This is a genomic window from Variovorax sp. E3 (assembly GCF_016082275.1).
Classification (GTDB): domain Bacteria; phylum Pseudomonadota; class Gammaproteobacteria; order Burkholderiales; family Burkholderiaceae_C; genus Variovorax.
Genome location: NZ_MOWM01000055.1, coordinates 1 through 18,562, shown reverse-complemented (window position 1 = coordinate 18,562; position 18,562 = coordinate 1). Strand labels below are relative to the sequence as shown.

14 protein-coding genes and 2 pseudogenes are annotated in these 18,562 nt (G+C 69.9%); 11 read left to right on the top strand and 5 right to left on the bottom strand.

The annotated features are described in order from the left end of the window. The first annotated feature begins 85 nt into the window (after positions 1-85). On the top strand, positions 86-985 hold the full coding sequence (locus tag BMG07_RS19740; protein WP_198085979.1) for a MurR/RpiR family transcriptional regulator: 900 nt from the start codon (positions 86-88) through the stop codon (positions 983-985). A 4-nt stretch (positions 986-989) separates the two neighbouring features. Here BMG07_RS19740 and BMG07_RS19735 read toward each other — a convergent pair whose 3' ends face one another. Further along, positions 990-1,814 (bottom strand): AraC family transcriptional regulator, encoded by an 825-nt coding sequence (locus tag BMG07_RS19735; RefSeq protein ID WP_198085978.1) that lies wholly within the window; start codon positions 1,812-1,814, stop codon positions 990-992. 103 nt (positions 1,815-1,917) lie between these two features. Here BMG07_RS19735 and BMG07_RS19730 point away from each other — a divergent pair, with 103 nt between their 5' ends. The 3 genes and pseudogenes from BMG07_RS19730 to BMG07_RS19720 all read left to right on the top strand — a co-directional run bounded on the left by BMG07_RS19730 (position 1,918) and on the right by BMG07_RS19720 (position 4,219). Further along, complete coding sequence (locus tag BMG07_RS19730; protein WP_198085977.1) at positions 1,918-2,904, top strand: tripartite tricarboxylate transporter substrate binding protein; 987 nt, start codon at positions 1,918-1,920, stop codon at positions 2,902-2,904. 2 nt (positions 2,905-2,906) lie between these two features. Continuing rightward, a pseudogene (locus tag BMG07_RS19725) lies at positions 2,907-3,740 on the top strand (PhzF family phenazine biosynthesis protein); the annotation flags it as partial. Positions 3,741-3,790: 50 nt separating this feature from the next. Next, a complete protein-coding gene (locus BMG07_RS19720) occupies positions 3,791-4,219 on the top strand; it encodes a RidA family protein (protein ID WP_198085976.1) in 429 nt (142 codons plus the stop codon). 71 nt (positions 4,220-4,290) lie between these two features. Here BMG07_RS19720 and BMG07_RS42465 read toward each other — a convergent pair whose 3' ends face one another. From BMG07_RS42465 to BMG07_RS19700, 3 genes and pseudogenes are all read right to left on the bottom strand, one after another. Beyond that, positions 4,291-4,983, bottom strand: coding sequence for a TetR family transcriptional regulator C-terminal domain-containing protein (locus BMG07_RS42465; protein WP_269759189.1), 693 nt, complete (start codon positions 4,981-4,983; stop codon positions 4,291-4,293). Next, entirely contained in the window at positions 4,980-5,975 is a 996-nt protein-coding gene (locus tag BMG07_RS19705) for an aminotransferase class I/II-fold pyridoxal phosphate-dependent enzyme (RefSeq protein ID WP_198085974.1), read from the bottom strand. The genes BMG07_RS42465 and BMG07_RS19705 overlap by 4 nt, the downstream gene beginning before the upstream one ends. 163 nt (positions 5,976-6,138) lie before the next feature. Then, positions 6,139-6,345 (bottom strand): annotated as a pseudogene (locus tag BMG07_RS19700) (GntR family transcriptional regulator); the annotation flags it as partial. Between the two features lie 364 nt (positions 6,346-6,709). Here BMG07_RS19700 and BMG07_RS19695 point away from each other — a divergent pair. The 5 genes from BMG07_RS19695 to BMG07_RS19675 all read left to right on the top strand — a co-directional run bounded on the left by BMG07_RS19695 (position 6,710) and on the right by BMG07_RS19675 (position 13,816). Then, positions 6,710-8,080, top strand: coding sequence for an NAD(P)-dependent oxidoreductase (locus BMG07_RS19695; RefSeq protein ID WP_269759186.1), 1,371 nt, complete (start codon positions 6,710-6,712; stop codon positions 8,078-8,080). A 77-nt stretch (positions 8,081-8,157) separates the two neighbouring features. Further along, entirely contained in the window at positions 8,158-9,471 is a 1,314-nt protein-coding gene (gene preA / locus BMG07_RS19690) for an NAD-dependent dihydropyrimidine dehydrogenase subunit PreA (protein ID WP_198085973.1), read from the top strand. Between the two features lie 103 nt (positions 9,472-9,574). Then, positions 9,575-11,083: an NCS1 family nucleobase:cation symporter-1 gene (locus tag BMG07_RS19685; RefSeq protein ID WP_198085972.1), complete on the top strand. Its 1,509-nt coding sequence runs from the start codon at positions 9,575-9,577 to the stop codon at positions 11,081-11,083. 16 nt (positions 11,084-11,099) lie between these two features. Continuing rightward, positions 11,100-12,539: a dihydropyrimidinase gene (gene hydA, locus BMG07_RS19680; protein WP_198085971.1), complete on the top strand. Its 1,440-nt coding sequence runs from the start codon at positions 11,100-11,102 to the stop codon at positions 12,537-12,539. Between the two features lie 20 nt (positions 12,540-12,559). Then, the gene (locus BMG07_RS19675; protein WP_198085970.1) at positions 12,560-13,816 is read left to right on the top strand and encodes a Zn-dependent hydrolase; all 1,257 of its coding nucleotides are present in this window, start codon (positions 12,560-12,562) and stop codon (positions 13,814-13,816) included. Between the two features lie 20 nt (positions 13,817-13,836). On the opposite strand, the gene BMG07_RS19670 is transcribed toward BMG07_RS19675, so the two are convergent. Beyond that, positions 13,837-15,054 (bottom strand): acyl-CoA dehydrogenase family protein, encoded by a 1,218-nt coding sequence (locus tag BMG07_RS19670; RefSeq protein ID WP_198085969.1) that lies wholly within the window; start codon positions 15,052-15,054, stop codon positions 13,837-13,839. 139 nt (positions 15,055-15,193) lie between these two features. On the opposite strand from BMG07_RS19670, the gene BMG07_RS42460 reads away from it, so the two are divergent. Then, positions 15,194-15,742, top strand: a complete 549-nt coding sequence (locus BMG07_RS42460) for an NUDIX domain-containing protein (protein ID WP_269759185.1) — start codon at positions 15,194-15,196, stop codon at positions 15,740-15,742. An 801-nt stretch (positions 15,743-16,543) separates the two neighbouring features. Then, positions 16,544-18,562, top strand: a 2,019-nt coding sequence (gene yccS / locus BMG07_RS19660) for a YccS family putative transporter (RefSeq protein ID WP_198085968.1), incomplete at its 3' end; no start/stop codon positions are given.

Below are 18,562 nucleotides of genomic sequence, written 5' to 3'. Positions count from 1 at the left end.
CTGCAGCAGGATCTGCAGGAGGCTGGCGCGCAAGGGCCGCTACCATGGAGGAAAATTTCTTCCATTGCCACAGGAGGCCCGAAAAATGACCACTCAGCTTGACCGGACCGGCGTGCTGAACACGATCCGCCAGGCGCAGGGCCAACTGAACCCCGCGTTGAAGCGCATCGCGAACTACGTGCTCAAGCACCCGGACATCGTCAAGACGCAGTCCATCAAGGACCTGGCGGAGGTGTGCGAGGTGTCGGAGTCGACCATCACGCGCTTCGTGCAGGCGCTCGACGTGCCGAGCTACCAGCAGCTCAAGATCGGTATCGCCGAAGCGCTGTCGACCCACGGCAAGGCGGCACCCGCGGCGCACGAGGCCTTTGTCTACGACGACATTTCAGCCTCGGACACCAATGCGCAGATCATCAAGAAGATCCTGTTTCGCAACATCAGCGCGCTCGAAGACACGGCGCAGCGGCTCGACCTGAAGCTGCTCGACAAGGTGGCCGCCGCCATCGACAAGGCCGACTCGCTGGCCTTCTTCGCCATGGGCTCGTCCACGCTGGCGGCCGAGAACGCGGTGATGCGCTTCATGCGCGTGGGCAAGCGCTGCATCTTCTACAAGGACCAGGGGGTGCAGCAGATTTCGGCCGCCACGCTGGGCAAGAGCTCGGTGGCCTTTGCCATCAGCAACTCGGGCCGCACCATTCCGGTGGTGGAGGCGCTGCGCACGGCGCAAAAGCGCGGCGCGACCACGGTGGCCATCACTTCGTACCCCGATTCACCGCTGGCGCAGAGCGCACACCTCACGCTGCTGACGAACACCACCGATGCGGCCGTGGGCTCGGCGCCGTACCACGAGGCGATGCTGTCGAAGATGGCGCAGCTGCTGGTGACGGACGTCGTGTATTCGCGCTACGCAGTGAAGCACGTCGACAAATCGATTGCCGCCATCAAGGACACCAACACAGTGACCGAGGGCAGCCGCTACCGCTAGCCGCCTAGCGGCGTCCGGCGGCGCGGATCTGCGTCGCCGTCTTCGCCCACGTCTTCTCGAGCATGCGCGACAGGTACGAGCTCGACTCCCACCCCACCTGCAGCGCAATGGACAGCACCGAGTCGCGCGTGTTCTCCAGCAGGTACACGGCGCGCTCCATGCGCCGGCGCTGCAGGTAGGCCAGCGGCGACACGCCGTACTTCATGCGGAAGATGCGCTCCACCTGCCGGCGCGACAGCCGGTGCTGCTGCGCGAAGGCGTCGAGCGACAGCGGCTGCGCCAGGTCGCCCTCGATGGCCTCGGCCAGCAGCTCGGCCACGAGCAGCCCCGAGGCCGGGTCACCGTCCGACAGCGGGTTGCCGCTGAGCCGCGCGGCCTCCATGACGAGCGCGCCGCACAGCGCGTAGTTCTGGCCGTCGCCGGCCTTCGCCGACTCGAACATGCGCTGCGACAGCGCGCGCAACGCGGTGCTGCCCGCGCGCATGCCCTGCGCCGGCCGCTCCACGCCCTGCGCCTGCAGCGCCGTGGCCCACAGCGCGGGATCGACATAGACCGCGACGTGGGTCTGCCCGCCGGTCAGCGTGGTGGTCGAGTGCGCGCTGCCCGCCGCGAACCACACGAAGTGGCCGGGGCCCAGGCGCTGCGCCTGGCCGCGCGCGTCGCCGATGCTGAAACGCCCCGCGATGGGCACGAACAGCATGTCGCAGTCGTGCACATGAGGATCGGTGACGTAGCGGTCGCTGGCGTTCGCCACCATGGTGGCGTGGTGTGACAGCCGTTCGACGAACAGCGATTGGCGGGGTGCCGTCGGGCGGGTGTTCGCGTGCATGGCCACTCCTTGTCGCATATGAATCAGCGGATGTCGCAATCGGTCGTGCGCGTTTGCGCACGCTCAACAGAATCGGGAAACACCACTCCTGCAAGCAAAAAGCATGACACATCCACCTCTGCGCCGCGCGCTCCTGGGCCTGGCGGCCGCCGGCCTCCTCTGCGGACCCGCCGCCTCCTGGGCGGCCACCGACGCGGCCTACCCGACGAAGCCGGTCACCATCATCGTACCGTTCCCCGCCGGCGGCGGCACCGACGTGATTTTCCGCTCGGTGCAGATCCGGCTGCAAGCCGCGCTGGGCGTCTCGGTGATCATCGACAACCGCGCGGGCGCGGGCGGCACCGTGGGCACCGGCTTCGGCGCCAAGGCCACGCCCGACGGCTACACGCTGGTGGCCGCCACCACGACCACCATCGCCTCGGCCGAAGCGGTGTACCCCAAGCTGCCCTACGACCCGCTGAAAGACCTCGCGCCCGTCGGCACCATCGGCACCACGCCCTTCGTGCTGGTGGTGACGCCCGCGCTGGCCGCGCGCGACCTGGAGGGCTTCGTCGACTACGCCAAGGCCAACCCCAAGGCGCTGAACTACGGCAGCATCGGCAACGGCAGCCTGAGCCACCTGACGGGCGAGCTGTTCAAGCAGCGCACCGGCATCGAGATGACGCACGTGCCCTACCGCGGCGCGGCGCCCGCGCAGTCCGACCTGATGGGCGGCCAGATCCAGGCGCTGTTCGACAACCCGCCCGCACTGATGGCGCAGGTGCGCGGCGGCCGCATGCGGGCACTGGCCATCAGCGAGCCCTCGGCCGGCTTCACCGACGTGCCGAGCTTCGAGCAGGCCGGCATCAAGGACTTCAAGCCGCAGCTCTGGTACGGCCTCATGGCGCCGGCCGCCACGCCGCCGCCGGTGTTGCAGCGCCTGCGCACCGCGCTCGACAAGGTGATGCACGACCCGGCCCTGCGCGCCGACATGCTCTCCAAGGGCGTGACGCCGTGGAACGTGCCGCCCGAGACCTTCGCGGCGCAGATCCGCGGCGACATCAAGCTCTGGGGCGGCATCGCGCGCTCGGTCAACGCGAAGGCCGACTGACGATGGCCCTGAGCGTTCACAACATCCACGTCTTCGTGGGCACCGACCCCAGCGTCGGCGGCAACCCGGCGCCGGTCTGGCTGGAGGCCGACGCGCTCTCCAGCGCGCAGATGCAGGAACACACGCGGCGCAGCGGACACGAATCGGTCTTCGTGCTGCAGCCCGCGAACCGCGCGCAGCACCAACTGCGCATGCGCTACTTCGTGCCGAACCACGAAATGGAAATGTGCGGCCACGCCACCGTCGGCGCGCTGTGGCTGCTGCACCGGCGCGGCGAATGGAACGGCGCGCCCGTCGCCATCGAAACGCTGAGCGGCACCGTGACGGGGCGCCGCGTCGACGGCACCGTGCAGATCAGCCAGCCGCGCGCGGTGGTCGAAGAAGTCACGCAGCGCGCACTGGTCGAAGAAATAGCGCAGTGCCTGGGCATCGACGCCGCGCAGATCGCGGGGCCGGTGCTCAACGCCGCCACCAGCCGCGTGAAGACGCTGGTGCGGCTGGCCGACACCGCGCAGCTGCATGCGCTGCGCGTCGACTTTTCGCGCGTGCAGTCGCTGTGCGAACGCCTCGGCTCCACCGGGCTGTATCCGTATGCGATGTCGCGGGACGAGGCCGACACGGTCAGCGCGCGGCAGTTTCCGAAGTCGTCCGGCTACCCGGAAGACGCGGCCACCGGCATTGCCGCCGCCGCGCTCGCGTGGGGCCTGCGCCGGCTCGGTCTGGTCGGCGACGACGCGGTGTCGGTCACGGTGCGCCAGGGCGAGGCCATGGGCTCGCCTTCGGCGATCAAGGTCGGCTTGCCGCCGGAGGCGATGGCGCACGAAGGCTGCTGGGTGGGCGGCGAGGCCCGCGAAGGCTCGCCGGCGGACCTGCGCCTCGATTTGCTGTGCCCGCCCGAAGTGGCGCGCGCCAAGCCGTCGGGCGCCTACGCCACCTTCTCGAGGCCGGCAACCTGCTGCATTCGAGCGGTGTGGTCGGTCGCGAGAACGGCGAGGCGATCACCGGACAGCTGCGAACGGCCGACGATGTGCCGCGCGGCCAGCGCGCCGCAGTGGCCGCCGTGGGCGCCCTGCTGCGCGCCGCGCGGGAAGAGCTGGGCAGCCTCTCGCGCGTGGCCCGCGTGGTCGCGCTGAACGGCTACCTGCAGGCGTCGAACGATTTCACGGACCACGTGCCGGTGATGGACGCGGCCTCCGAGGTGCTGCGCCAGCTGTTCCCGCACACCGCGCTGCCGGCCCGCACCACCGTGGGCGTGGCGTCGCTGCCGCGCGGCGGCGTGGCCGAGGTCTCGTTGGTGCTGGAGCTGCGCGACTGAGCAGGCCGCGCGAGGGCCGATGCGACTCAAGGGCGTCGGCGTGGCTCTGGGTGTGGCTTCGCGAGGCGTGCCTATTTTTCAGGCAGAGGGTCTGGCGTGCTCGTCACCACCGCAGACGTCGCCGGCCGCGCGAGCCCCAGCGCGCCTTCGAGCATGCGCATGATGGTCTCGCGCGCCAGGTCGAAGTCGGCCGGCTCCAATGCCTTCTTGCCGAGCAGCATGCGCATCTGCCACGCGAAGTCGGCATAGGTCTGCGTCATGGCCCACAGCGTGAACAACAGGTGCGCCACGGGCAGCGGCGCGACGTCGCCGTTGCCCATCCAGCGATGCAGCACGGCGGCTTCGGCGCGGAAGGCGGGCACGAGCTTGGCCTCGATGTCGTCACCGCACTGCGGCGCCTGCGAAATGATTTCCTGCGCGAACAGGCGCGAGCCCGAGGGATGGTCGTACGAGAACTGGAGCTTTTGCGTCACGTAGCGCTCCAGCGCCGCGTGCGGCTCCAGGTCGGCGGCGGCCAGGCTGTCGAGGTTGGACAGCCACGAGTCGAGCACGTCGTTGAACACGCGCCGGTACAGCGCCTTCTTCGAGGGGAAGTAGTACAGCAGACTCTGCTTCGAGATGCCGGCCTCGGCCGCGATGTCGTCGATGGAGACACCGCCATAACCCTGCAGCGCGAAGCGCTCCTGCGCGACCGCGAGGATGGCGCTCTCCAGGTTCTGGCGGCGGGCCTGGCGCTTGACCGCCGGTGGGCGCGCGGTGCTCATGGGTTCCTCATCCGCGCGAGGAAGCGCACCAGCCGCTCGTCGCCGCATTGCGTGACGTTGAAGCGATACCACGCGAAGGGCTGCGGCGTGCCGCCGAAGTCGCTTGCCGCCGCGAGCGGCAGGCCCTGCTTGCGCGCCTCCTGCAGCACCGCGTCGGTCGTCGGCCTCGGCTCGCTGCCGGGCGGCCAGCCCGCGCAGAGAAAGGGGCCGCCGTCGGGCGCGTACAGCGCCTGCAGGCCCGCGCCGGTCAGCAGCGACAGCGTGCGCTCGCCCGCGATCTTCAAGGCCGTGTTGAGCTTCTGCAGAAAGCGCGGATAGCCCGCGTCGGACAGCACCTCGCAGGCCACGCGCTCCTCGAACTCGCTGGGCCCGAGCGTGGTGTGCAGGCAGCGCAGCGCGGCGTCGTCGGTCCAGCGTTGCGGCAGCAGCACATGCGCCAGCCGCAGCCGGGCCGACAGCGTGGTCGACACGCCGCCGATCTGCGCCACGCGCTGCAGCCCGTCCATGGCCGCCAGGCTCGGCGCCTGCAGCGGCGACAGGCCGCGCCAGGTGTCGAGCTCGATCACGCGCAGGTCGTGCCGCTCGGCGGCCTGCAGCGCCTGATGCGCGCCCTGCGGGCTCATGCAGATGCCCAGCGGGTTCGACACGGCCGTCGACACGAACAGCAAGCGCCGGTGCGCTTCGGCGGGCAGCTGCGATGCGAGCCCGTCGAGCGCGGCGATGTCCAGGCTGCCGCCACGCCGTGGCACTTCGAGAATGCGACGCCCCAGCGTGAGCACGAGGTTGCGCAACTGGCGCGACGCGGGCGACTCGACCAGCACGGCGTCGCCGGGTGCGGTCCACGCCTGCAGCAGGCACATGGTGGCACCGAGGCTGCCCGCGGCCGTCATGACCTGCTGCGGCGCCAGCGCGGGCAGCTCGGCGTGGTGGCGCGCCGCGATCAGCTCGCGCAGGCGCGGCAGGCCGAAGCCGGGCCGCGCGCGCCGTCCCACTCGGGCGCGGCGCGCGCCACGCGGCGCATGGCTTCACGCACGAGGTCGTCGCCCCGGTATTCGGCCGGCGGCGGGCGGTCGTTGCCCCAGGCTGCTCGGCGATGCGCGGCACCGCATCGGCTTCGTCGGCCACGCGCGCGGGCCGGTGCAGCACGTAGTAGCCGCTGCCCGGCCGCGAAGCCAGCACCGAGCGCGCACGCAGCGCGCTGTACGACTCGGTGACGGTGAAGGTGCTGATGCCGAGCTTGCCCGCCAGCGCGCGCACCGACGGCATCTTGGTGCCCGGCGCGAGGCGCCCGTCGATGACGCGCAACTCGACGCCCACCACCAGGCGCTGCGCGAGCCCCAGGCCGGGCGCGGCCTCGTCCATCTCGCCCATCAGGCCCTGCATCCATCCGGCGCCGGCCTGCGCCGGCCTGCGCTGCGCCGAGGCGCCGCCGTGTGAACCCTGCATTGCTGTGTCTCCTTGGAAACCCATGTGCCGCCGGTGCGGCATCCATGCGGAATGCGGCGGTGCAAGAAAGGGTTTGCCCTTGGGAACCGTGCTGGGCAGTGGGCCAAACAGCCCGCCCGGCGACGGCAAACACTTTCTTGCTTACCGCTCCAACTGTGTATGGGCGGCACCCGTCGTTTGCTGAATCATCGCGACATTCGACCACTTGGTCAAACTTCATGAGGGCTCGCTCCCTTGTGTCGAAACAGATCCCCACCACGATCCTGGAGCCCGAACGCCCATGAGCAGCACGATGAATCCCGTCGCTCCCACCGCACATCTTGCGTCCGATGTGCGCGCGGGCCGCCTCAACCCCGAGCAGTACGCCAAGAACTTCTGCGACGCCCATCCGCCCCTGAACGTGGTGCAGGCCAACATCGAGGCCGAGCGTTGCTACTACTGCTACGACGCACCGTGCCAGACGGCCTGCCCCACGGGCATCGACATTCCGACCTTCATCCGCCGCATCGCCGACGGCAACCTGCGCGGCGCCGCGCGCACCATCCTCGAAGAGAACCCCCTGGGCGGTATGTGCGCCCGCGTCTGCCCGACCGAGGTGCTGTGCGAGCAGGCCTGCGTGCGCAACACCAACGAGAGCAAGCCGGTCGAGATCGGCCTGCTGCAGCGGCACGCGACCGACGCCTTCTTCGACAAGCCCGGCACGCCGCTGTTCGTGCGCGCGGCCGACACCGGCCGCCGCGTGGCGGTGGTCGGCGCGGGCCCCGCGGGCCTGGCCTGCGCGCACCGGCTCGCGGTGCTGGGCCACCGGGTGGTGCTGTTCGACGCGCGCCCCAAGCTCGGCGGCCTGAACGAATACGGCCTGGCCAGCTACAAGACGGTGGACGGTTTCGCGCAGCGCGAGATCGAGTGGCTGCTGTCGGTCGGCGGCATCGAGGTGCGCAACAACCACGCGCTGGGCCGCGAGCTGCACCTCGATGCGCTCGCGGCGGAATACGACGCCGTGTTCCTGGGGCTCGGTCTGGCCGGCGTGAACACGCTGGGCCTGGGCGAGCAGGCCGGCGTGCGCGACGCGGTCGACTTCATCGCCGAGCTGCGGCAGGCCGCGTCGCCGGCCGACGTGGCCATCGGCCGCCACGTGGTGGTGATCGGCGGCGGCATGACGGCCGTCGATGCCGCCGTGCAGTCGCGCAAGCTCGGCGCGGAAGACGTGAGCATCGTCTACCGCCGCGGCGAGGAGAGCATGGGCGCCTCGGTCGACGAGCAGAGCTGGGCCAAGGAGAACGGCGTGCGCATCATCCACTGGGCCGCGCCGAAGGCCTTGCGCGCCAAGGGCGGCGTGCTGCGCGGCATCGACTTCGCGCGCACCGCGCTGGTCGACGGCAAGCTGGTGGAAACCGGCGAAGGCCTGGCGCTGCAGGCCGACATGGTGCTGTGCGCCATCGGCCAGAGCTTCGTGGCCACGGCCCTGGAAGACAGCGGCGTGCAACTGCAGGGCGGGCGCATCGGCACCGATGCGGAATGCCGCAGCTCGCGGCCCAAGGTGTGGGCCGGCGGCGACGCGCGCTTCGGCGGGCGCGACCTCACGGTCGAGGCGGTGGAAGACGGCAAGCAGGCCGCGCTGTCCATCGACCGGCACCTGCGCGCCGCCTGACGCGGCCTGACGCGGCTTCGCCTTTCTCGCACCCCATTCATCCAGCGTCGCGCATGGCCGCGACAGGAGCACTTCACATGGCAGACCTGAGCATCGACTTCGTGGGCATCCGCAGCCCCAACCCCTTCTGGCTCGCTTCGGCGCCACCGACCGACAAGGAGATCAACGTGGTCCGCGCCTTCGAGGCCGGCTGGGGCGGCGTGGTCTGGAAGACCGTGGGCGAAGACCCGAACGTGGTCAACGTGCACGGCCCGCGCTACGCCGTCTCCTACGCGGCCGACCGGCGCGTGACGGGCTTCAACAACATCGAGCTGATTTCCGACCGGCCGCTGCGCACCAACCTCGAGGAGATGACGCGCGTCAAGCGCAACTGGCCCGACCGCGCGCTGGTGGCCTCGGTGATGGTGCCGTGCACCGAGGAGTCGTGGAAGAACATCCTGCCGATGATCGAAGACACCGGCTGCGACGGCCTGGAGCTGAACTTCGGCTGCCCGCACGGCATGAGCGAGCGCGGCATGGGCGCGGCCGTGGGCCAGGTGCCCGAGTACATCCAGATGGTGGCCGAGTGGTGCAAGCACTACTCCAGGCTGCCGCTGATCGTGAAGCTCACGCCCAACGTGGCCGACATCCGCCCCGCCGCGCGCGCCGCCAGGAAAGGCGGGGCCGACGCGGTGAGCCTGATCAACACCATCAACTCGATCATGGGCGTGGACCTGGACGCCATGGCCATGTTCCCCAACACCGGCGGCATGGGCTCGCACGGCGGCTACTGCGGCCCCGGCGCCAAGCCCATCGCACTGCACATGGTGGCCGAGATCGCGCGCGACCCGCAGACGGCGGGGCTGCCCATCTCGGGCATCGGCGGGGTCTCGACCTGGCGCGACGCGGCGGAGTTCATCGCGCTGGGCAGCGGCTCGGTGCAGGTGTGCACGGCCGCCATGGTGTACGGCTTCAAGATCGTGCAGGACCTGTGCGACGGCCTCTCCAACTTCATGGACGAGAAGGGCTACCAGAGCCTGGAGCAGCTGCGCGGGCGCGCCGTCGGCAGCATCACCGACTGGAAGGAGCTGAACCTCAACCACGTCGACAAGGCCGTGATCCACCAGGACCTGTGCATCCAGTGCGGCCGCTGCCACGTGGTGTGCGAGGACACCTCGCACCAGGCCATCACCGCCACCAAGGACGGCATGCGCTTCTTCGAGGTGAAGGAAGAAGAGTGCGTGGGCTGCAACCTGTGCGTGTCGATCTGCCCGGTGCCCGGCGCGCTGTCGATGCGCACGCTCAAGCCCGGCGAGGTCGACGCGCGCACCGGCCACCCGGTGGTCGCGCAGTACGCCAACTGGACCACGCACCCGAACAACCCGATGCGCACGGACAGCACCCATGCCTGAGCGACCGATCGAGTGACAAGCAAGCCCGGCGCAGACCGGGTGGCGGCAGGAGGGGAACGACAACACGGCCAAGAACACAACACACGTGCAGGAGACAACCCACATGACGACCCCATCGCAGCACGGCGGCGCGCCCGCCGCCAATCTCTGGAACGAGGACCTCGCGCCCACCACCCTGGCGCAGCGAACGTGGCGCTGGTACCACTTCGCGGCCTTGTGGGTGGGCATGGTGATGTGCATTCCGGCCTACACGCTGGCGGCCAGCCTGATCGAGGGCGGCATGTCGTGGAGCCAGGCCGTGCTCACGGTGTTCCTGGGCAACGCGATCGTGCTGGTGCCGATGCTGCTCATCGGCCACGCGGGCGCGAAGTACGGCATTCCCTACGCGGTGATGGCGCGCGCCTCGTTCGGCACGCGCGGCGCGCGGCTGCCCGCGTTGCTGCGCGCCATCGTGGCCTGCGGCTGGTACGGCATCCAGACCTGGTTCGGCGGCGAGATGATCTACACGCTGGTCGGCGTGCTCATGGGCCAGCCGCTAGGCGGCGACAAGCTGCCGGTGCTGGGCATCAACGGCGCGCAGCTGGTGTGCTTTCTGATCTTCTGGGCGATCCAGCTGTACTTCGTGGTGCACGGCATCGAGTCGATCCGCCGGCTCGAGACCTACACCGCGCCGCTGAAGATCATCGTGTGCATCGCGCTGCTCTACTGGGCGGTGCAGCGCGCGGGCGGGCTCGGCCCGATCTTCGAGCAGCCCTCGCAGTTCGAGCCCGGCGGCAAGAAGGCCGGGCTGTTCTGGGCGGTGTTCTGGCCGTCATTGACGGCCATGGTCGGCTTCTGGGCCACGCTGGCGCTGAACATTCCCGACTTCACGCGCTTCTCGCGTTCGCAGCGCGACCAGGTGGTGGGCCAGGTCATCGGCCTGCCCGCGCCGATGGGCCTGCTTGCGATGATGGCGGTGATGGTCACCTCGGCCACCGTGGTGATCTACGGCAAGGCGCTGTGGGACCCGGTGGACCTGGCCAGCCGCATGACGGGCGCGGCGGTGCTGATCGCGCTGATCATCTTGCTGATCGACACGGTGAGCGTGAACCTCGCGGCCAACCTGGTGGGGCCGGCCTACGACTTCTCTGCGCTCAACCCCGAGAAGATCTCGTACCGCAAGGGCGGCTACATCACGGCCGGCATCGCCATCGTGATGATGCCGTGGAAGGTGCTGGAAACCACGCAGGGCTACATCTTCACCTGGCTCATCGGCTACTCGGCGCTGCTGGGTCCGGTGGCGGGCATCCTGATCGCCGACTACTACCTGATTCGCCGCAAGGAGCTCGACGTCGACGCGCTCTACCGCGGCACCGGCCCCTACAGCTACGGCAACGGCTGGAACACGGCGGCCATCGTGGCCTTCGTCGTCGGCGTGCTGCCGAACATTCCGGGCTTCCTGAACGCGGCCTTTCCAGCGGCCGTGCCGTCGATGCCCGAACTCTTCAAGACTGTCTACACCTACGCATGGTTCGTGGGTGTGGTGCTCTCGGCCGTGGTGTACCTCGGCCTCATGAAAGCGCGCGCGCCGCAGCTGCAGAGCGTGGCCGCGCCGCTCAAGAACCCCAGCTAGAAAAGGAATTCAAGCCATGACCGTACTCATTCGCGGTGGCACGGTGGTCAACGCCGATGCCGAACAACGGGCCGACGTGCTCTGCGAGGGCGACAAGGTGGTGCAGGTCGGTGCCGGCCTGCAGGCCCCCGCCGGCGCGCAGGTGATCGACGCCGGCGGCGCCTACGTGATGCCCGGCGGCATCGACCCGCACACGCACATGCAGCTGCCCTTCATGGGCACGGTCGCGGCCGACGACTTCTTCAGCGGCACGGCGGCCGGCCTGGCCGGCGGCACCACCAGCATCATCGACTTCGTGATTCCCGACCCGCAGCAGCCGCTGATGGACGCGTTTCGCATGTGGCGCGGCTGGGCCGAGAAGTCGGCCGGCGACTACAGCTTTCACGTGGCCGTGACCTGGTGGAACGACAGCGTGCACAAGGACATGGGCGAGCTGGTGCACGAGCACGGCGTGAACAGCTTCAAGCACTTCATGGCCTACAAGAACGCGATCATGGCCGACGACGAGATCCTGGTGAAGAGCTTCCAGCGTTCGCTCGAACTCGGCGCCATGCCCACGGTGCATGCGGAGAACGGCGAGCTGGTCGCGATGCTGCAGCAGCAGTTGCTGGCGCAGGGCATTCGCGGGCCCGAGGGCCATCCGCTGTCGCGCCCGCCGATGGTGGAGGCCGAGGCGGCGAACCGCGCCATTGCCATCGCCGACGTGCTGGGCGTGCCGATCTATGTGGTGCACGTGTCGTGCGGCGAAGCGCTCGAGGCCATCACCCGTGCCCGCGCGCGCGGCCAGCGCGTGTACGGCGAAGTGCTGGCCGGCCACCTGGTGGTCGATGAGACCGCCTACCGCGACCCCGACTTCGCGCGCGCCGCCGCCCACGTGATGAGCCCGCCCTTCCGCTCGCGCGAGAACCAGGCCATGCTGTGGCGCGGCCTGCAGGGCGGCAACCTGCACACCACCGCGACCGACCACTGCACCTTCTGCGCCGAGCAGAAGGCGGCGGGCCGCGACGACTTCACCAAGATCCCCAACGGTTGCGGCGGCGTGGAAGAGCGCATGGCCGTGCTGTGGGACGCGGGCGTGAACGCGGGCCGGCTCACGCCGTCGGAGTTCGTGCGCGTGACCTCGACCAACGCGGCGCAGCTGTTCAACCTCTACCCGCGCAAGGGCGTGATCCAGCCGGGCGCCGACGCCGACATCGTGGTGTGGGACCCGAAGGCCACCAGGACACTGTCGGTGAAGACGCAGCACTCGAAGAGCGACTTCAACATCTTCGAGGGCCGCGAAGTCATGGGCGTGCCCAGGCACACCCTGAGCGCGGGCCGCTGGGTCTGGCGCGACGGCGACCTGCGCGCCGAGCCCGGCACCGGCCGCTACCTCAAGCGCCCGGCCTTCGCGCCCATGTTCACCGCGCTGGAGCGCTTCAAGAGCCAGCACGCGCCCACGGCCGTGGCGCGCTGAATTCCCAAGGAGTCATACAGATGAATGCAGTAGTGGACAAGCAGGTGCTGACAATCAACGGCGAGCGCCTGTGGAACGCGCTGATGGAACTGGCGCGCATCGGCGCCACGCCCAAGGGCGGCGTGAAGCGGCTCGCGCTGACCGACCTGGACAAGCAGGGGCGCGACCTCGTGGTGTCGTGGGGCAAGGAGGCGGGGCTGTCGATCACGGTCGACAAGATCGGCAACGTCTTCATGCGCCGCGAGGGCACCAACCCGGCGCTGCCGCCCATCGTGTCGGGCAGCCACATCGACACGCAGCCGACCGGCGGCAAGTTCGACGGCAACTACGGCGTGCTCTCGGCGCTGGAAGTGGTGCGCACGCTGAACGACCAGGGCATTCGCACCGAAGCGCCGATCGAGGTCGCGTTCTGGACCAACGAGGAAGGCTCGCGCTTCGTGCCGGTGATGATGGGCTCGGGCGTGTTCTGCGGCGCCTTCAGCCTGGAGCACGCCTACGCCGCGAAGGACACCGAGGGCAAGACGGTGCGCGAAGAGCTGGAGCGCATCGGCTACGTGGGTGCGCAGACGCCAGGCGACCACCCCATCGGCGCGTACTTCGAGGCGCACATCGAGCAGGGCCCGGTGCTGGAAGACGCGGGCAAGGTGATCGGCGTGGTGCCGGCGGTGCTCGGCCTGTCGTGGTACGACTGCGTGGTGACCGGCATGGAGGCCCATGCGGGCCCGACGCCCATGCACCTGCGCCGCGACGCGCTGCAAGTGGCCACGCGGATCATGCAGGAGGTGGTGGCCATCGCCTACAGCTACCAGCCCTACGGCCGGGGCACGGTGGGCATGGTGCAGGTGCACCCGAACAGCCGCAACGTGATTCCGGGGCAGGTGAAGTTCTCGATCGACCTGCGCAACGTGAACGACGAGCTGCTCGACCGCATGCACGCCGAGATCCTGGCGTTCGTGGAGCGCACGGGCCGCGAGACCGGGCTGGGCGTGACCATCGAGCGGGTGTCGTACATCCCGCCCTGCCCGTTCCACCCCGACTGCGTCGACGCGGTGCGCCGCGCGACCGACATGCTGGGCTACTCGACCATGGACGTGGTGTCGGGCGCGGGGCACGACGCGATCTACGCGGCGCGGCTGGCGCCGGCCGGCATGATCTTCGTGCCCTGCAAGGACGGCATCAGCCACAACGAGATCGAGGACGCGCAGCCCGAGCACCTGACGGCTGGCTGCAACGTGCTGCTGCACGCGATGCTCGAAAGAGCCAAGCGCGTGAACTGACGACGGTTCCGGCTGGCTTCTTACTGGTACGCCGCCAGCTCGTGCTTGGCGATCGCGTTGCGGTGGACCTCGTCGGGGCCGTCGGCCACGCGCAGGTGGCGCTCGTAGGCGTAGAAGTGCGTGAGCAGCGTGTCCTGGCTCAGGCCCATGGCGCCGAAGGCCTGCATGGCCCAGTCGATCACCTTCACGCAGTTGTTGGGCGTGAGCACCTTGATCATCGCGATCTCCTTCGCGGCGACCTTGTTGCCCACGGTGTCCATGCGGTAGGCGGCATTGAGCACCATCCAGCGCGACTGCTCGATGAGCATGCGCGACTCGGCAATGCGCTCGCGCCACACGCCCTGCTCCGACAGCGGCTTGTGGAAGGCGGTGCGCGAGACGAGCCGCTCGCACATCATCTCCAGCGCCGACTCGGCCATGCCGATGGCGCGCATGCAGTGGTGGATGCGCCCGGGGCCCAGGCGCCCTTGCGCGATCTCGAAGCCGCGGCCTTCGCCCAGCAGGATGTTCTCCACCGGCACGCGCACGTTCTCGAACACGATCTCGGGGTGGCCGAAGGGCGGGTCGTACATGCCGAGCAGCTGCATGTCGCGCACGATGGTCACGCCGGGCGTGTCCTTGGGCACGAGGATCATCGACTGCTGTTTGTGGCGGTCGGCGTTGTCGGGGTCGGTCTTGCCCATGAGGATGAAGATCTCGCAGCGCTCGTTCATCGCGCCGGTGATGTACCACTTGCGGCCGTTGATGACGTACTCGTCGCCCTCGCGGCGGATGCTGCAGCGGATGTTGGTGGCGTCGCTCGACGCCACCTCGGGCTCGGTCATCGCGAACGACGAGCGGATCTCGCCGGCCAGCAGCGGCGTGAGCCAGCGCGCCTGCTGGGCCTTGGTGCCGTAGCGCGCCAGCACTTCCATGTTGCCGGTGTCGGGCGCGGAGCAGTTGAAGATCTCGGCGCACCAGTAGCGCCGGCCCATGATCTCGCACAGCGGCGCGTACTCGACGTTGGTCAGGCCCGGGCCGTGCTCGGCCTCGGGCAGGAACAGGTTCCACAGGCCGCGTTCGCGCGCCTTGGCCTTCAGGCCGGCCATCATCGGCAGTTCGGCATAGGGGCGGCCGGCGCGGGCGTTGGCGGCCAGTTCCTCTTCGCGGCGCTTTTCGTTCGGGTAGACGAACTCGTCCATGAACTTGAGCAACTCGTCGCGCAGCGCGATCACCTTGGGTGTGAATTCGAAATGCATGGTGCGTCCTTCAACAAAGTGCGTTCGAAGTTAAGCGGCACGCGGCGTTTCGCACGGTCCTTCGCGCGACAGGCAGGCCGTGCGGCTGTCACCTGCGCGCCAGCCACGGGCCGGCCGGCCGGCGCGAGAATGACGGCCCATGAACACGCATGACAAAGAGCCCCGCGAGACCCCGGAAAAACCCGCAGCGCGCCCCGTGCGCAACGCGGCCACGCTCATCGTTCTGCGCGACGGTGCGCGCGGTCTCGAGGTGCTGATGCTGCGCCGCGCCGAGAAGGCCAACGACCAGAACAGCGGCGCCAGCGTGTTCCCGGGCGGCGTGATCGACGCGCACGACCGCGGCCTGCACCAGCGCACGACCGGCCTGGACGACGCCGCCGCCAGCGCGCGGCTCGGGGTGGCCGAGGGCGGGCTCGACTACTACGCCGCCGCCATCCGCGAATGCTTCGAGGAGGCGGGCCTGCTGTTCGCGGCCGATGCCCACGCGCGCCGGTCGCGCTCGACAGCCTGCCGCCCGAACAGCTCGCGGCCATGCGCCACGCAGCCGAACAGGGCACCGACGCATTGCTCGCGCTGTGCGATGCGCACGGCTGGCGGCTCGCGGCCGACCGGCTCGCCTACTTCACCCACTGGCTCACGCCGCCGGGCATGCCGCGCCGCTTCGACACGCGCTTCTTTCTGGCGCTGATGCCGGGTGCGCAGACCGTGCGGCCCGACGGGCGCGAGACGGTCGAGCACATGTGGCTGCGACCCGCCGAGGCCGTCGACCCGGCGCGCGGGCTCAAGCTCATGAACGTGACGCGGCGCATTCTCGAAGAGCTTGCGCGGTTTGCCAGCGCGCAGGAGCTCATGGCGCACGCGCGCAGGCTGACGCACATTCCGCGTGTCATGCCCCGGCTCGCCGATGGCCCCAAGGGCCGGCGCCCGGTGAACATGGAAGAGCCGGCGTATGAAGAAGTCGGCCACGTCGACCCGGACGGCGAAGGCGGCGGGCGCTATGCGCACGAGGCCGGACTGGTGATGCGGCTATCGGCGCGGGTCTGGCGGGTCACGGGGGCGGCTGATGCATCGGGCGCGTTGCCGCACAGCTATTTCGCGGGCGTCGAGGGCGGCGACTGCGTGCTGATCGACCCGTCGCCCGCGAGCCCCGAACACATCGCGGCGCTGCGCGGTGCGGCGCCCGGTCGGGTGCGGTGGATCTGGTCGACGCAAGCGTTGCCAGTCGACAGCGCCGTGCGCGAAGCCTGGCCCGACGCATCCGTTTCGCCACCCGCGCCGGGCCAACGACTCGACCTCGGCGGCGCCACGCTGCATGTGCTGAACGCACAGGCAGGCCCGCAATTCCTGCTGCCCGAAGACAGCACGCTGTTCACCGGCGCCGCCTCCCCCGCCACCGACAAGGCCGACTGGATCGCCCCGCGCCACGGATTCCTGCGCCGCCACGCCATGCCGTAGAAATTCCGTGGCATGCATCGTGCAAGATCGCACCATGCTTCCCCTGTCTCCCGACGCGCTGCGCCAGCGGCTGCGGTCCTTTGCTTCCCGCGCGCAGCCCGTGCGCATCCTGCTCACGCTCGGCAGCCTCATGGCGCTGTGCGGCTTCACCGGCCATGCCGACGCGGTGATTCCCCTGTTCCTCGGCGCCATCGCCAGCGCGCTCGCCGAAACCGACGACAGCTGGCGCGGCCGGCTGCGCGCGCAGGTCGTCACGCTGGCCTGCTTCGCGGCCATCGCGTTCGCAATCGAGGCGCTGTTCGGCCTGCCGTGGCTGTTCATCACCGGGCTTGCGCTCGCGGCCTTCTGCCTCACGATGCTGGGCGCGGTCGAGGCGCGCTACAAGGCGATTGCCTACGCCACGCTGATCCTGGCGATGTACACCACGCTGGGCATCGAGGGCATGGCCTCGCACGGCGGCGCGGCCGCACGGGGGCGCGAGCCGCTGCTGCTGCTGGCGGGCGCGGCGTGGTACGGCGTGTTCTCGGTGCTGTGGTGCGCCGTCTTCCCCGCGCAGCCGGTGCAGGCGCGGCTGGTGACGCTGTTCGAGGTGCTGGGCAACTTCGTGCGCTTCAAGGCTTCGCTGTTCGAGCCGCTGCGCGGCGTGGACATCGAGCGCAAGCGGCTCGCGCTCGCGCAGCTCAATGCCGAGGTGGTGAGCGAGCTCAACGCGGCCAAGGAAAGCATCTTCCGCCGCATCGGCGCGCGGGCGCCGACCGGGCGCATCTCGCGCTACCGTGGCCTGTACCTCATTGCGCAGGACGTGCACGAGCGCGCCAGTTCCTCGCACGACGACTACAACGCGCTGGCCGACGCCTTCTTCCACAGCGACCTGCTGTACCGCTGCCAGCGCGTGCTCGGCCTGCAGGGGCTGGCGTGCCTGCGGCTGTCGGCATCGATCGCGCGGCGCGAGCCCTTCGACACCGGCACCGAGACCGTGCTGGCGCTGGCCGACCTGCGCAGCGCCATCGAGCACGAGCGCGCGCGGGCCGTCACGCCCGAGCGGCTGGTGCTGCTGGCATCGGTCGAGGCGCTGGCGCGCAACCTCGCGCAGCTCGACGGGCAACTGGCGGGCGCGAGCCAGCCGTCGGCGCGCGCCGGCCGTACCGAGATGGGCCTGTTCGACCGCTCGCCGCGTTCGTGGCGCGACGCGGTCGAGCGCGTGCGGCGGCAACTCACGGTGCGCTCGCCGCTGTTTCGCCACGCGCTGCGGCTGTCGCTGGCGCTGGTGGCGGGCTACGGCGTGATGCAGGTCATCCACCCCGCGCAGGGCTACTGGATCCTGCTGACCACGCTGTTCGTCTGCCAGCAGAGCTATGGCGACACCATCGCGCGCATGGGCCAGCGCATCGCGGGCACGGCGCTGGGCGTGGTGGCGGGCTGGGCGCTGCTGCAGCTGTTTCCGCAGCCGCTGGTGCAGTCGGTGATCGCGGTGGTGGCGGGCGTGCTGTTCTTCGCGACGCGCACCACGCGCTACCTGCTGGCCACCGCCTCGATGACGCTGCTGGTGCTGATGTGCTTCAACCAGGTGGGCGACAGCGGCGTGCTGCTGGTGCCGCGGCTGGTCGACACCGCCATCGGCAGCGCCATCGCCGGGCTGGCGGTGCTGCTGGTGCTGCCGCATTGGCAGGCGCGCCGCATCAACGAGCTGGCGGCCACGGCCATGCGCGGGCACGCGGGCTACCTGCGGCAGATCGTCGAGCAGTACCGCACCGGCGCACGCGACCACCTCGACTACCGGCTGGCGCGGCGCAACGACCACAACGCCGACGCGGCGCTGTCCACCGCCGTGTCCGACATGTTCCGCGAGCCGGGCTTCGTGCGGCCGCGCGCGGGCGTGGCGCTGCGCTTCCTGATCCGCTCGCACACGCTGCTGAGCTACCTGTCGGCGTTGGGCGCGCACCGCGCGGCGCTGCCCGATTCGGCGCAGATGGCGGTGCTACGCGGCGCGGCCGAAGGCGCGATTGCGGCGCTGGAAGCACTGGCGGCGGGGCTGGACAGCGGCTCCGTGGAC

Bases quoted from the DNA above. Each gene is read 5' to 3' on its own strand.
- BMG07_RS42465 (WP_269759189.1), bottom strand. From the start codon at position 4,983: ATGAGCACCGCGCGCCCACCGGCGGTCAAGCGCCAGGCCCGCCGCCAG.
- BMG07_RS19735 (WP_198085978.1), bottom strand. From the start codon at position 1,814: ATGCACGCGAACACCCGCCCGACGGCACCCCGCCAATCGCTGTTCGTC.
- BMG07_RS19730 (WP_198085977.1), top strand. From the start codon at position 1,918: ATGACACATCCACCTCTGCGCCGCGCGCTCCTGGGCCTGGCGGCCGCC.
- hydA (WP_198085971.1), top strand. From the start codon at position 11,100: ATGACCGTACTCATTCGCGGTGGCACGGTGGTCAACGCCGATGCCGAA.
- BMG07_RS19695 (WP_269759186.1), top strand. From the start codon at position 6,710: ATGAGCAGCACGATGAATCCCGTCGCTCCCACCGCACATCTTGCGTCC.
- BMG07_RS19740 (WP_198085979.1), top strand. From the start codon at position 86: ATGACCACTCAGCTTGACCGGACCGGCGTGCTGAACACGATCCGCCAG.
- BMG07_RS19685 (WP_198085972.1), top strand. From the start codon at position 9,575: ATGACGACCCCATCGCAGCACGGCGGCGCGCCCGCCGCCAATCTCTGG.
- preA (WP_198085973.1), top strand. From the start codon at position 8,158: ATGGCAGACCTGAGCATCGACTTCGTGGGCATCCGCAGCCCCAACCCC.
- BMG07_RS19670 (WP_198085969.1), bottom strand. From the start codon at position 15,054: ATGCATTTCGAATTCACACCCAAGGTGATCGCGCTGCGCGACGAGTTG.
- BMG07_RS19675 (WP_198085970.1), top strand. From the start codon at position 12,560: ATGAATGCAGTAGTGGACAAGCAGGTGCTGACAATCAACGGCGAGCGC.
- BMG07_RS42460 (WP_269759185.1), top strand. From the start codon at position 15,194: ATGAACACGCATGACAAAGAGCCCCGCGAGACCCCGGAAAAACCCGCA.